Raw genomic sequence first — 13,301 nt, 5'->3', positions numbered from 1 at the left:
TTCCCAGATATAACATATTTTAAAAATATGTTATATCTAAGGGCGAAAACGCGCGAAAAAGTCAAGTACAGATTTTCTGTACTTTTTCACAATTAACACCAAACATCTCCAATTCCTAAAATAGATGCCATAAAAAAACCGCCACTCGAGGACGCTAGCGGCCGAACTGGCTGAAAGCAATCTTTAGAAAGGCGGTTTAATTTTTTACTCTACTTCCTTTCCTTCGATATCGAAGAAATGGTATTCGAGGAACGTGTAAGCGTCACGCGGTATGATCTTCACCCATTTTTTGTGCTCAAAGAACCACTTCGAGCGCACTGATGGAAAACCTTTACTGAGGTAAGCAGCCACAAACGGGTGCGTATTGAGCACGAGTTTTTTGTGGGTTTTGGTCAATCTTTCCAAATCGGAAGCGATCTTGTCGACAATGAGGATTGGTGCTCCAATTTCGCCATTGCTGTTGTTGGGATCTTCTTCGTTGGTTTTGATGTTTACCTCCGGCCTAACTCTTTGTCGGGTTATCTGAACGAGTCCGAACTTACTAGGCGGCAGGATTTTGTGTTTCGCTTTATCGTCTGACATTTCCTGACGGAGATGGTCGAACAGCACTTTGCGATTGTCTGGGTTGGTCATGTCGATAAAATCGATGACGATGATGCCACCCATGTCGCGCAACCTAAGTTGACGGGCGATTTCGGTAGCGGCTATCATATTGACTTCGAGTGCCGTGGCTTCCTGGTTGGTCGCCTTGTTCGAGCGGTTGCCGGAGTTCACGTCGATAACGTGAAGGGCTTCCGTGTGCTCGATGATAAGATACGCTCCTCTGCTCATCGAAACGGTTTTCCCGAAAGACGTTTTGATTTGTCTCTCGATGTGATACCGTTCGAAAATAGGCGTATCCCTTGACTGGTAAAGCTTTACGATATTTTGTTTCGTGGGAGCTATCTCACTCAGATACTCCTTGATGTTGTAAAACAACTCCTCTTCATCAACTACGATACCCGTAAACGTATCGTTGAACACGTCCCTCAATATCGAAGAGGCCCTGTTGAGCTCTCCCAATACTTTCGACGGATGATGGGCAGTTGGTATTTTTTTGCACATTGCAGCCCAACGCGTAAGCAGGTTCTGCAAGTCTTTGTCGATTTCGGCGACTTTTTGCCCTTCGGCAACCGTTCTGACGATAATGCCAAATCCTTTCGGTCGAATGCTTTGGACGAGGCGCTTTAGCCTGTCCTTCTCTTCTTTGGATTCTATCTTTTGCGAGATAGAAACACGGTCAGAGAACGGAACGAGCACAATGAATCGGCCGGCAAGCGATAGTTCTGAACTTATCCTTGGGCCTTTCGTACTGATGGGTTCCTTGACGACTTGAACTAACAGGGATTGGTTGGATCCCAAAACGTCTGTAATGACGCCGTTCTTATCTATCTCTTTTTCGAACTGAAAGTTTTTGAGTGAAGAATCTTTTAATTTACCTGCGCTTACAAGCTTTAGGAATTTCAACTGGGAAGAGAGGTTCGGCCCGAGGTCGTGATAGTGCAAAAACGCATCTTTTTCGAAACCTACGTTGACGAACGCGGCATTGAGTCCGGCGACGGGTTTGCGTATCTTCGCTATGAAAATATCGCCAACCTGGAAGTCGCTTTTCTCTTCTTCCCTGTGCAATTCAATTAGTTTTCCATCTTTGGTTAAGGCAAAATCTACGGCTTCAGAACTTGATCTGATGATTAATTCTTTATTCACCACTGTAAATTTATATCCGATACAGGAAGTTTTGAGTTTAAGGTTTAAAGTTTTGAAACCTTAAACCTCAAACCGCTAACCTTTCGGTAGGGGATGGATTAAACAATAAACAGGTATAAATTACCCGGTGGATTTACGCTGCCGAAGCAACTATGGTGCAAGTCCCGACGATTGAGACGGTGCCTGCGTTTTGTCTCTTGCTTCTTTGGCCCAAATCCAATTTCAATGAACGTTTTGGAACTTTCTTACCAAAAAATGGAAGTAGTTCTAAAAAGAAAAAGTAGTTAAAGAACTACTTTTTCTTCTTGTGACGGTTAGCTCTTGCACGTTTTTTTCTTTTGTGCGTCGCTACCTTATGTCTTTTTCTCTTTTTACCACTTGGCATAATGCGATTGTTTGTGAATTAATGATAGGTTTATTTTGCTTCGTTGTTGGTCTTTACACCTTCAACAAACACCTTTGCAGGTTTGAATGCCGGGATGTTGTGAGCAGGGATCTTGATCGTGGTGTTTTTAGAGATGTTCCTTCCGGTTTTTTCGGCTCTTGTCTTGATGATGAAGCTTCCGAAACCTCTCAAATAAACGTTGTCTCCTGTTTCGAGAGAAGTCTTGACCTCATCCATGAATGATTCTACAGTCGCCTGTACATCGCCTTTTTCAAGACCTAACTTCTCAGAAATTTTCGCTACGATATCTGCTTTCGTCATTTTCTTGCGTATTAATTATTGTGTGATATTTTTTGAGGTGCAAATATAAGAATTAAAAAACCAATAATTCAACCATAATTAATTAAAATTTAATAACATATCCTTTACTTTTGACCGCTTTGCCGCGCTATCATGGACTTCGCTAAACGCCTTATTTCTTGGTATTTACAAAACAAACGGGATTTGCCTTGGCGCCAAACTCAGGATCCGTATAAAATTTGGCTATCCGAAATCATGCTGCAGCAAACCCGCGTCGCGCAAGGCATGCCCTACTATTTTGCGTTTGAAGAGGCGTTTCCGACCGTATTCGACCTCGCTCAGGCCGATGAACAACAAGTGCTTAAACTCTGGCAAGGACTGGGCTACTATTCGCGGGCGCGCAACCTCCACGCTACAGCCAAAACGATTGCCGCCGATCTCAACGGAATTTTCCCGAAGACACACCGCGAATTACTGAGCCTCAAAGGCATAGGCGACTACACGGCGGCTGCGATCGCTTCTTTTTCTTATGACGAGGCCGTTCCGGTGGTAGACGGGAACGTGTTCCGTGTCCTGGCGCGCTATTTCGATATTGAGTCGGACATTTCGCTGCCGAAAACCAAAAAAGAGTTCGCGTCCATCGCATTCGAATTGATGCCCAAAGATAACCCGGGGATGTTCAACCAAGCCATCATGGAATTCGGGGCGTTGCAATGCGTCCCCAAGAATCCGGATTGCGGGATTTGCGTCATGAACGATTCCTGTCTCGCACTTAAGCAAAACAAGGTCGGGAAACTACCAGTCAAACTTAAGAAAACGAAAGTCGTCAACCGCTATTTCAATTACCTCGTTTATTTGGATTCTGAAGGAAATACGGTGCTCCAAAAACGGCACGGCAAAGGAATCTGGCAGAACTTATACGAGTTTCCGTTGGTTGAAACCCAGGCCGAGGCTGATCTTGCGATGGTGTCCGATTCAATCGAAAACGAAGTCCTTTCTGTTTCGCGCATCAATTCAATGGCGATCGTGCACAAGCTGTCGCACCAACATTTGCATGTCACGTTTTGGAAAGTCGATGTGGCGGGAACGCTTCCCGAGGCAGTTTCGATTGGGGAACTTGCTCAATTTCCCGTTCCGGTCGTGATCCACAACTTCATCGAGCGTTATTTTGGCAACCAGGATTTGCTTCTTGGATCGGGGCCGCGTTAAGGATGGAAGTGGAAATCCCGCAGCGATCCCGAAGGCTTCCGGAGGGATTGCGAGGAATTGGAACGCACAGCCTGGCGCCGGCAGGAATTCGGATTGGAAGAGTGGCGCGATCCGGCGCAACGCCAATGAAAAATTAGACGATTAGATAATTAGACGATTAGATGATGGAGATGATTTCGATATTTTGAGTTATCGACACCCAAATTCCAATTATCTATTTTTTTAATTATCTCATCGACTCGTTCGCTAATTCGCTAATTACCTCATTCGCTAATTATCTAATTGACTATATTTACACATCTAAACCATCCAACATGAGCGGAACACTTAACAAAGTCATGCTGATAGGCCATCTGGGCGATGAAGTGAAAATGCATTATTTCGACGGAGGCAACTGCATCGGAAGATTTCCGCTGGCTACGAACGAGACCTACATCAACAAATCGACGAACGAAAAAATCACGTCTACGGAGTGGCACAACCTCGTGGTGCGCAACAAAGCGGCCGAGATTTGCGAAAAATACCTCTCGAAAGGCGACAAAATTTACGTGGAAGGGCGCATCAAGTCACGTCAGTGGCAAGCTGAAGACGGCACGACCAAGTTTACTACGGAAATCCAGGTCACTGAATTCACGTTCCTCAACGTCAAAAAAGACCTAGACGCAAACAGGCAACCGTCTGGAAACGTGCCTAAGGGAACCAGTTACGAACGGGGCGACCTCCCTGAAAACGACCTTCCGTTCTAAGTTTAACCAATCATTCCAAATTTGGACCCTGATCCCGAATTTCTTGCTACTCAAGCTGGCATTGCCATAGGTTTTGCGGTAATTTTGTTGTTGCTCGTCTGTTCGGCCTTGGTTTCTGCTGCCGAGGTGGCGCTGTTCTCTCTTTCCGCCCATGATCTCGACGCATCTGCGAAGGCGCACCCGAAAAAATCGAAAGTGCTCTCCGGCTTGCTGAAACGTCCTAAAAAATTGCTTGCGACGATCCTTGTGACCAACAGTTTTGTGAACATGTGCGTAATCGTGCTGTTTTTTACGATCGGGACTTCCCTGTTCGGATTCATCGAAAACACCAGGCTGAAGTTCGCCGTCGAGATCGTGTTGGTCACGTTTCTCATTTTGCTTTTCGGAGACGTGTTACCGAAGATTTACGCCAACAGGAATAGCCTGAGATTTGCGCTGTTTATCGCTTCTCCGCTGTCATTCCTTGACACGTTGCTTACGCCGATAAGTATTCCGCTGCGATCGCTGACGAATTTCCTCAACGACAAGCTCGGGGCCAAACAAAAATCCAATATTTCGGTAGATCAATTGTCGCAGGCACTTGAGTTGACTTCATCTGATGAAACCACCCGTCAGGAACAAAAAATCCTCGAAGGAATCGTCTCTTTCGGCAATACCGAAGTGCGACAGGTGATGAGCCCGCGCATCGATATTTTCGCTTTGGACATCACCGATACTTACGCCGAAATCATGCCCGAGATCATCGACAAGGGTTACTCGAGGATTCCGGTTTACGAAAACGACATCGATCATATCGTGGGCGTTTTGTTCGTGAAAGACTTGATTCCGCACATCGGCAAGACCGAATTTGACTGGCAGGCGTTGATACGCGAACCGTTTTTTGTCCCTGAAAACAAAAAGCTCGACAACCTGCTCAAGGACTTTCAGGGCATGAAAAACCACTTGGCCGTGGTCGTGGACGAATACGGAGGAACGTCGGGCATCGTTTCGCTTGAAGACGTAATCGAGGAAATCGTAGGCGATATTTCAGACGAGTTCGACGATGACAACATTTCGTACTCCCAAATCGACGACAAGACGTTTTTGTTCGAAGGCAAGATCAACCTCAGGGATTTCTACCGAATCATCGCGCTTGACGAATCGGAATTTGAAAAAGCAAAAGGCGAAGCCGAGACGCTTGCTGGTTTTTTGCTTGAGGTTTTGGGCAATTTCCCAAGGAAAGGACAGAAAATAAATTTCGGGAACATCCGTTTTACAATAGAATCGGTAGACCGCAAACGCATCAAACAAATTAAAGCCGCCATCGAAAATGATTAAAAAACTTACGCCTTACCTCGTCGTCACCGCCATGTTGTTTTCTATTTTCGGATGCAAGGACGAAGTATTGCCCAAACCGGCCGGCAAATTGCGCCTCGACTACCCTATCGCGCGATATGGCACTTTTGAGAGCGACTGTCCCTACGGATTTTATGTCAATGGAGACGCAACGATCAAGAAGAAAGGCTGCAATTTCGAGATCAATTATCCGAAGATGAAGGCCACGGTCTACATCACCTACAAACCGATTCACGACGCGTTGGAACGTACGAAATTGTTGAGGGACGCGCAAAATCTGACTTACAAACACGTCATCAAGGCAGACGAAATCGTCGAGCAGCCGTTCATGAATCCTGAGAAGAACGTCTACGGCATGTTTTACAGCGTGGGCGGGAATGCGGCGACGAACTCCCAGTTTTACCTTACCGACAGCACGCGCCATTTTGTTACCGGCTCGCTTTATTTCTACGCGAAACCCAATTACGACTCCATTTTTCCGGCTGTCGACTATATCAAAAACGACTTGCAGACCATGATGGAATCGATGTATTGGAAGTAATCTAAAGACAAATCGCGGGAATGATCAACAAAATGAATTTGATTATCGGATTGTCGGTTTTTGCGGCAGGCCTTGTGCTCATAGCGATTATCGTAAGCTTGGCAAGTGAAGGCATCATTTCCAACGAACTTACTGAAGTGATGATTCCAATTACGATTGCCGGATGCGTCATTACGACCTGGATCTTGACCGCAAAATATGAGCGTTCCAAAAAATTTCGCCCTCATATCGAACATTTGTTGCGTGAAAAAGGCTACGTTCTTATCAGCGAAAGGCCATTAAATTTCGCAGAGATCAGCAATACACTCGAATTTCGCCCGACGCTTTTAATCAACGGAATGCCGCTTGAGACGTACACATATAAATCCAGAAATGAGCGAATATTACGCTTGGAAGATGGAAACGGGACACAATCGTTTTGGTTCGCTATCATCATTAAGACCTTAAAGAACGAATACACGCTGGAACTGAGAAAACCTCCGCTAACGGACTAATGCGCAATAAAAAAGGGACTCTTTCGAATCCCTTTCTTCTTACTTTATCAGATATGATTATGCCGAGTGCGCATTTTTCTTGGCGCAGCATCCTGCTTTGGCTTCTTTCGACTCGCTGCAACCTTCTTTTTTTTCAGATTTTCCAGCAGCGGCTTTTTTGTCTTTTTTCGACTTCTTTTTGTCTTTCTCTTTTTCTTTTTCGTGGCTTACAAATACCGCAGCGTGGTTTCCGGACGCCTTGAGATCAGAAACCTTATATGTCTTTCCGTCCCCGACTTTCTCTACGGTTTCGACCAGTTGCTCCGGCGTTTGCTTAGCTGCATCAAATTCGACGGTAGCTTCCTTTTTATCGTAGTCTACACTTACTTTCGTAACGCCGTCAAGCGACGCAAGTTTTTTCTCGATCGTCTTGGCGCATCCGACGGCGCAAACCATTCCGTCGATTTTAAAGCTTGCCGTTTCCGGCTCGGCAGCAACCGAAGCCGTCTCAGCCTTCGCGTCAGCCGAAGCGGCGCTGTCATTCTGCTTGCAAGCGGTCAAAAAGAGAACCGGCAAAGCAGCCATCAGAAGTGATTTCTTAAGATTCATGTACGTAACTTTTTGTTGGGTTAAAGCGTTCGATTGGAACAGCTTACAAAAATAGCAAAATTGCATGCTGCAAGTCATAAATTTATTACAATTTTGGACTGTTAATTAACAACTCCCATGAAAACCGCCCACAATCGATTATTGTTTATTTTCCTGCTCGCATTGATCTGGGGAAGCTCGTTTATCCTGATTAAGCGCGGGCTTGCTGGCTTGTCACCTTACGAATTGGGTTCGTTGCGGATGATCTTCGCGGCCCTTTTCTTTTTGGTTGTCGGTTTTCGTTCGCTGGCGCAAATACCGCGCGAAAAATGGAAATTCATCGGCTTGACGGCTCTGTTCGGAAGCTTTATGCCCGCCTTTTTGTTTGCATTGGCACAAACCCACATCAGCAGTACGGTAAGCGGGATCATGAACGCTTTTACGCCGCTGAATACCTTATGGGTAGGTATCGTGCTTTTTGCGCTCGATTACAGGCGCAAGCAAATCCTTGGCGTTGTCGTCGGCCTCGCAGGTTGCTTGCTGCTGATCCTCGGCGGCGAATCATCTGCGGGCGGGAACTCGAACAATTGGTATGCGTTATTGGCGTTTGCCGGCGCACTTTCGTACGGCATCAACATCAACCTCGTCAAAAAATATGTGTCGGACTTGCCGCCCATGGCGATCGCGACCGGAAATCTCGCCGTGCTTTTGCTTCCCGCCTTGTGCATCCTTGGAATGTCGGGTTTTTTCAGCCACTGGCAAGAGGTCGATGTCCAACACGCCGCCGGTTTCGTAGCGATCTTGGGAATCGTGGGCACGGGAATCGCCAATTTACTGTTCTACCGCCTGATTAAAATTTCAACTCCGGTTTTTGCATCGTCGGTTACCTATTTGATTCCAATCGTAGCTTTCTTTTGGGGATTGTCGGACGGAGAAACGCTAACGCCCTGGCAGCTTTTGGGAGCCTTGATCGTACTTGTCGGTGTTTGGCTCAGCAGCCGACGCGAGGCGCCGCCGATACCGAAATAAAACAAGAAGGCCACCTGTTACGGCGGCCTTAAGGCTATTTTTGCGGACGAATTGCCCGGAGAATCAATTATTGAAAGTCCGCATCGGTGACACCTTCGTTTACTTTGACGTCGGTGGCCGTGAATTCGATCTCCATCTGAGGCTGGACCACGGTCATCTTGTGCGGAAATTTGACGCCTTTGACCTCTTTGTAGTCGCCGAAGTTCATGGTTTGCACGCCTTGATCCGATGCTTTGGATTCGGCTACCTTCAATCCCGTCTTCGTGTCGAAATATACCGTCGATTTCCCGGACTTGATCGCATAAGCGTCGGTTCCGTTGATGGTTTCAATTCCGGCAAGCGTAACATCTGACTTCTTGATCCATTGCAATTCCTTGAAAGGACGAGCGGATTCTTTCCTGTCAGCCAATTCCTCTCCTGTAAAATCTTTACGCTGGCCTTGTTGCTCCATATACGCGCCTTTGTCGTTCGTGACTTGCTTCATCACCGTCATGCCCATCGCATTCATGTTTACCGACGATTTGCCCGTCGAAGCGTTTTTCATCGTCAATACAAGCGGTGTTCCCTGAACGTTGCCTTCAAACGTAGCCGAAGTCGTTTTTATTCCCGCAATGGCCTTTTCGCCGCCGATCGCTTTTACGTAATTCTCGAGAACCGATTTTGCGGTAACGCCAGTGGCAACCGTTTTCTTAGCTTCCGGCTTGGCGACCTGGTTTCCGAATTTGTCAAAGAACACGATCGGGATTTTCGTGGTCGCGCTGAATTTTTCGAGCGACGGCAACACATCCGATCCTTTGCCCACGATGATGATACGCTGGTTTTCGGCAAGGAAGTATTTGTTGGCCACGCGCTGTATGTCTTCCGGCGTAACGGCTTCGATGCTTTTGATGTAATTTTTGTAGAAATCGGCAGGAAGGCCTTCTGTTTCGATGTTCAAAGCGTAACGAGCGATCGTCTGAGGTTTGTCGACCTGCATGACGAAACGACCGATGTAGCCTGCTTTCACGGCATCCAAAACTTCTTTGGAAACTTTTTCAGTGCGGATGCGCTTGATTTCTTTCATGAATTCCACGACGGCGCTGTCGGTAACGGCATTGCGCACCTGTGATGAGGCCGAGAATGTCGTAACGTAACGGCTTCCGCTGATTCCCGAACGGGCGCCATACGTCCAGCCGTGGGCTTCGCGAAGGTTCATGTTCAGGTAGCTGTTGAAATCACCACCCAAGACCTGGTTGGCCAGGATAGCCGGGAAAAAGTCCGGATCTTTCATCTCGAGACGCACGGTATTGATCAACGAAATTTCAGACTGTACCGCATTCGGCATGTCGACGAAGTTGATTTGGGTGTACTGGACGTTTTTAGGATCGGTGTAGGAAACGTTAGGCGCTTTCTGGGACTTCCAGTTTCCGAAGAGTTTGGTTACTTGCTTTTTGACATCGGCAGGCTTCACATCTCCGATAACTACGAGGTAAGCATTTCCCGGAACAAAATAAGTGTAATAATTCTGCTTGACGTCCTGGAGCGTCACATTGTTGATGGTTTCCTCGGTAAGATATTCTCCTGACGGATGCGTCTTTCCGTAAGCCAAAACTCCGCGAACGCGACCGGCAACGGCAGGAACACTTTTCTCCTGGGTTTTGAGACCTTCGATCAATTGGGTTTTCTCCTTGTCGAATTCCTCTTGGGTGAAATTAGGGCTCAAGGCGCCTTCGGCCATCAACTCCAGAACGCGGTTTCCATATTTCGACAACGAGCTCGCATAAGCGCCGTTTGCCGAGAAACTGATGTCGGCACCAAGGAAGTCGACTTCTTCGTTAAAAGCGTCTTTTGTGATTTTCCTGCTTCCTTTTCCGATGAGTTCGCTTGTAAGATCGGCAACTCCCTTTTTATTGCCTTCGGCGTAAGGAGCGTTGTCGAGCGTAAGATTGTACGAAACACGCGGAAGCTTGTGGTTTTCCACGACAAGCACTTTCAAACCGTTTGGCAGCTTGAACGTTTCAGGCGCTTTCACGTTTATTACCGGAGCCGGACCCGGTTTTGGTTGCGGTCTGTCTTGTGCTTGCATAGTAAGTGTTAAAAACAAACCTGTGGCGGCTATGATTATTTTCTTCATGATCTGATTCTCTCTTAGTTTTGTTTGTCTTTAGATGGAACGTAGTCAAGCAGCAGGCGCTGGTTGGAATTGAGGTATTTCTTGGCCACATCTCTGATTTCTTCCCGGGTGATCGAACGGTAAATGTCGATCTCGGTGTTGATCAGGTTCACGTCTCCGTACAACAAATAGTAAGAAGCTAGGTTTTCTGCGATTCCCTCGACGCTTGCATTGCTGTTCACGTATTGGTTCTCGAATTTATTTTTGAGTTTTTGAAGGTCCTTGTCTGAAATCAGCTCCGTCTGCAACTTCACGATCTCATCGTCACATTCTTTAAGGATAGCCGTCGTTTCGGTCGCGCCGAGCGGCATTCCGTAAATGATGTACATACCGTAATCTTCCTGCGAGAAAGAGAACGCGCCCACTTGAAGTGCCATTTTTTTCTCGTCTACGATTTTCTTGTAGAGCTTCGAGCTTTTTCCATCGGTCAAATATGTCGAAATCATATCCAATACACGAGCATCACGCGTTTTCATGGACGGTGTGCGATAAGCCGCAACGACCATTGGAACTTGGATGTTAGGATCGGTATATGTTGCCTTCAATGTGGATGTGATCGGATCTTCGGTAAACGTTTGGCGCGTAATGGCCGGGCCTTTCGGGATAGGTCCGAAATATTTCTTGATCCACTCTTTGGCCTGGGCGTTGTCGAATTGTCCGGCAATCACCAAGACCGCGTTGTTCGGAACGTAATACTTTTTGTTGAATGCCTGGAATTCCTCAAGTTTCGCAGCATCAAGGTGATCCATCGAACCGATCGTCGCCCAACGGTAAGGGTGCTTTTTGAACATATTCTTCTTGACCTCGGCCAACAAATTCCCGTAAGGTTGGTTGTCTACGCGAAGGCGTTTTTCCTCTTTGACGACTTCGTTCTGCGTATCGACGCCGATCTGGTTGATCACCGGATGCATCAAACGCTCGGACTCCATCCACAAACCAAGCTCGAGATTGTTGGACGGGAAAACTTCAAAATAATAGGTACGGTCGTCAGAAGTGTTGGCGTTGTTAGTTCCGCCGTTAGACGTTACGATTTTGAACCATTCGCCTCGTTGGATATTCTTAGTCCCTTCGAACAAAAGATGCTCGAAAAAGTGGGCGAAACCTGTGCGATCCGGCTGCTCATCTTTAGCGCCGACGTGGTACATCACCGAGGTAATCACTACCGGAGCCGAGTTATCGTTGTGCAAAATTACGTGCATGCCGTTGTCGAGGTCAAACTCCTCGAACGCCACCTTTTGGGCAGTGACGGTTCCCGATAGCAGTAGTGCAGAACCCAAAGCCATTATTGTGTTTTTCATAAAGGTAATTGATTAATAATTGCGTGTTTGTATGTATTGGGAATTGTTTGTTACGCCAAAAGTATGTTTTTTAGGTGGAAATGAGACGGTTTTTAAAATTTTTAGGGCGCGCCGGCAGCCGTCGCTACAACGCCAAATCAAGATAAATCGACCGCGCCGTTTCAACACTTAAATTCGCGAAAGCTGCCGTCGGGCTGTTCGCTATATCTCTTGGCTTGCTGCGGGGGCGCAACCCAAGAGGATGCCGCTTCCATCCCTCGCGCGAATCCCGTTCATTGAAGCGGGAATTGCCCAAGTTGAGCGAACGACGGTTGGGCGCCTTAATGCAGGATAGAAAAATCGATACAATAAAAGCCGCGGGTTTGTCTGTAAGACATAACAGATTTTTAAAAATCTGTTATGTCTACAAAGTTCGGCCATGGCACGCAACAACAGATACAGATTTTCTGCCTTTTTTGTTAAAGCCACTTATTTTCGTTGCCACTCAATTTGCGCGAAGGATGGAAGCGGCATCCTTTTAGTTTGGGGCCGGCCGGGGCCGGCCCCAAACTAAAAGATACAGCGCACAGCCTGACGGCGGCCTCACACCAATCTATTTTACCAATTGTTTGAAGCCGCCGTCGCGCCCAAAAATAGAACCGTTACTATTTTGCGCTGAGGTGTCATGCGACATCGCCGTTTTTGCCTTAAAACATTAGACTTTTTTTGCCCAACTTCTTGCACCGTTGTTTATTAATCGTATATTTGCACCCATTTTTAATCAATTTCAAACATATTGTTATGTACGCAATCGTAGAGATAGCAGGGCAACAATTTAAAGTAAGCAAAGACCTTAAGGTTTATGTTCACCGTTTGGCAGGCAATGAAGGCGACGCGATTTCTTTCGCGAAAGTGCTTTTGCTTGACGACAACGGAACTGTGACTTTGGGCGCCCCGGCTGTAGATGGAGCTTCAGTAGAAGCTACCGTAATCAAACACCTTCAAGGTGAAAAAGTAATCGTTTTCAAGAAAAAACGCAGAAAAGGTTACAAAAAGAAAAACGGTCACCGTCAGGCGTTGACCCAAATCCAAATTTCAGGAATCACTTTGCCTGGAGCCGCTCCGAAAAAGAAGGCTGCTGCAAAGAAGACTGAAGAGACTGCAACAGAAGAATAATTAATTTTAAAAGATATACGTCATGGCTCACAAGAAAGGTGTCGGTAGTTCCAAGAACGGACGCGAATCAGAATCGAAACGTCTAGGCGTTAAGATTTACGGAGGTCAGGCTGCCATCGCTGGTAACATTATCGTTCGTCAGCGCGGTTCCAAGCACAACCCAGGAGAAAATGTTTACATGGGTAAAGATCATACGCTACACGCTCGTGTCGACGGATTGGTTAAATTCCAGAAAAAAGCAAACAATAAGTCTTACGTTTCAATCGAGCCTTTCCAGGCTTAATCAAAACCGACTTGAAAATAAAAAACCCGTTCTTTTGGACGGGTTTTTTTATATATGGGAT

Annotated in this window: 13 protein-coding genes; 8 read left to right on the top strand and 5 right to left on the bottom strand. The window is 46.6% G+C overall.

Annotated elements, in window-relative coordinates; translation table 11 throughout:
* Positions 1–204: 204 nt before the first annotated feature.
* Together HC229_RS07345 and HC229_RS07340 are read right to left on the bottom strand one after the other, a co-directional pair.
* On the bottom strand, positions 205–1,746 hold the full coding sequence (locus tag HC229_RS07345) for an Rne/Rng family ribonuclease (RefSeq protein WP_191019815.1): 1,542 nt from the start codon (positions 1,744–1,746) through the stop codon (positions 205–207).
* Positions 1,747–2,161: 415 nt separating this feature from the next.
* Entirely contained in the window at positions 2,162–2,452 is a 291-nt protein-coding gene (locus tag HC229_RS07340) for an HU family DNA-binding protein (protein ID WP_091143810.1), read from the bottom strand.
* 132 nt (positions 2,453–2,584) lie between these two features.
* Between HC229_RS07340 and mutY the strand changes: the two genes are divergently transcribed.
* From mutY to HC229_RS07315, 5 genes are all read left to right on the top strand, one after another.
* Positions 2,585–3,640: an A/G-specific adenine glycosylase gene (gene mutY / locus HC229_RS07335; RefSeq protein WP_191019814.1), complete on the top strand. Its 1,056-nt coding sequence runs from the start codon at positions 2,585–2,587 to the stop codon at positions 3,638–3,640.
* Positions 3,641–3,954: 314 nt separating this feature from the next.
* Positions 3,955–4,386: a single-stranded DNA-binding protein gene (locus HC229_RS07330; RefSeq protein ID WP_191019813.1), complete on the top strand. Its 432-nt coding sequence runs from the start codon at positions 3,955–3,957 to the stop codon at positions 4,384–4,386.
* Positions 4,387–4,407: 21 nt separating this feature from the next.
* The gene (locus tag HC229_RS07325; protein ID WP_191019812.1) at positions 4,408–5,703 is read left to right on the top strand and encodes a gliding motility-associated protein GldE; all 1,296 of its coding nucleotides are present in this window, start codon (positions 4,408–4,410) and stop codon (positions 5,701–5,703) included.
* On the top strand, positions 5,696–6,262 hold the full coding sequence (gene gldD / locus HC229_RS07320; RefSeq protein ID WP_191019811.1) for a gliding motility lipoprotein GldD: 567 nt from the start codon (positions 5,696–5,698) through the stop codon (positions 6,260–6,262). Before HC229_RS07325 ends, gldD begins: the two co-directional genes overlap by 8 nt.
* A 20-nt stretch (positions 6,263–6,282) precedes the next feature.
* Positions 6,283–6,756, top strand: coding sequence for a hypothetical protein (locus HC229_RS07315; RefSeq protein ID WP_191019810.1), 474 nt, complete (start codon positions 6,283–6,285; stop codon positions 6,754–6,756).
* A gap of 57 nt (positions 6,757–6,813) precedes the next feature.
* Here HC229_RS07315 and HC229_RS07310 read toward each other — a convergent pair whose 3' ends face one another.
* Positions 6,814–7,344: a heavy-metal-associated domain-containing protein gene (locus HC229_RS07310; RefSeq protein ID WP_191019809.1), complete on the bottom strand. Its 531-nt coding sequence runs from the start codon at positions 7,342–7,344 to the stop codon at positions 6,814–6,816.
* Positions 7,345–7,461: 117 nt separating this feature from the next.
* Between HC229_RS07310 and HC229_RS07305 the strand changes: the two genes are divergently transcribed.
* Positions 7,462–8,352, top strand: a complete 891-nt coding sequence (locus HC229_RS07305; protein ID WP_191019808.1) for a DMT family transporter — start codon at positions 7,462–7,464, stop codon at positions 8,350–8,352.
* Between the two features lie 67 nt (positions 8,353–8,419).
* Here the strand turns inward: HC229_RS07305 and HC229_RS07300 are convergent, their stop codons facing one another.
* Both HC229_RS07300 and HC229_RS07295 read right to left on the bottom strand, forming a co-directional pair.
* Complete coding sequence (locus tag HC229_RS07300; protein ID WP_191019807.1) at positions 8,420–10,417, bottom strand: insulinase family protein; 1,998 nt, start codon at positions 10,415–10,417, stop codon at positions 8,420–8,422.
* A gap of 62 nt (positions 10,418–10,479) precedes the next feature.
* On the bottom strand, positions 10,480–11,802 hold the full coding sequence (locus HC229_RS07295; RefSeq protein WP_191019806.1) for a M16 family metallopeptidase: 1,323 nt from the start codon (positions 11,800–11,802) through the stop codon (positions 10,480–10,482).
* Positions 11,803–12,582: 780 nt separating this feature from the next.
* Between HC229_RS07295 and rplU the strand changes: the two genes are divergently transcribed.
* Together rplU and rpmA are read left to right on the top strand one after the other, a co-directional pair.
* A complete protein-coding gene (rplU, locus tag HC229_RS07290) occupies positions 12,583–12,957 on the top strand; it encodes a 50S ribosomal protein L21 (protein WP_191019805.1) in 375 nt (124 codons plus the stop codon).
* A 22-nt stretch (positions 12,958–12,979) separates the two neighbouring features.
* A complete protein-coding gene (rpmA, locus tag HC229_RS07285; RefSeq protein ID WP_191019804.1) occupies positions 12,980–13,240 on the top strand; it encodes a 50S ribosomal protein L27 in 261 nt (86 codons plus the stop codon).
* The last annotated feature ends 61 nt before the right edge of the window (positions 13,241–13,301 follow it).

The organism is Flavobacterium selenitireducens (assembly GCF_014748335.1).
Taxonomy (GTDB): domain Bacteria; phylum Bacteroidota; class Bacteroidia; order Flavobacteriales; family Flavobacteriaceae; genus Flavobacterium; species Flavobacterium selenitireducens.
The sequence above is the reverse complement of the archived record's forward strand: the minus strand, read 5'-3'. Positions and strand labels throughout refer to the sequence as shown.

Coding starts and splice junctions, on each gene's coding strand:
- rpmA (WP_191019804.1), top strand. CDS start 12,980: ATGGCTCACAAGAAAGGTGTCGGTAGTTCCAAGAACGGACGCGAATCA.
- HC229_RS07310 (WP_191019809.1), bottom strand. CDS start 7,344: ATGAATCTTAAGAAATCACTTCTGATGGCTGCTTTGCCGGTTCTCTTT.
- HC229_RS07295 (WP_191019806.1), bottom strand. CDS start 11,802: ATGAAAAACACAATAATGGCTTTGGGTTCTGCACTACTGCTATCGGGA.
- gldD (WP_191019811.1), top strand. CDS start 5,696: ATGATTAAAAAACTTACGCCTTACCTCGTCGTCACCGCCATGTTGTTT.
- HC229_RS07315 (WP_191019810.1), top strand. CDS start 6,283: ATGATCAACAAAATGAATTTGATTATCGGATTGTCGGTTTTTGCGGCA.
- HC229_RS07300 (WP_191019807.1), bottom strand. CDS start 10,417: ATGCAAGCACAAGACAGACCGCAACCAAAACCGGGTCCGGCTCCGGTA.
- mutY (WP_191019814.1), top strand. CDS start 2,585: ATGGACTTCGCTAAACGCCTTATTTCTTGGTATTTACAAAACAAACGG.
- HC229_RS07305 (WP_191019808.1), top strand. CDS start 7,462: ATGAAAACCGCCCACAATCGATTATTGTTTATTTTCCTGCTCGCATTG.
- rplU (WP_191019805.1), top strand. CDS start 12,583: ATGTACGCAATCGTAGAGATAGCAGGGCAACAATTTAAAGTAAGCAAA.
- HC229_RS07340 (WP_091143810.1), bottom strand. CDS start 2,452: ATGACGAAAGCAGATATCGTAGCGAAAATTTCTGAGAAGTTAGGTCTT.
- HC229_RS07330 (WP_191019813.1), top strand. CDS start 3,955: ATGAGCGGAACACTTAACAAAGTCATGCTGATAGGCCATCTGGGCGAT.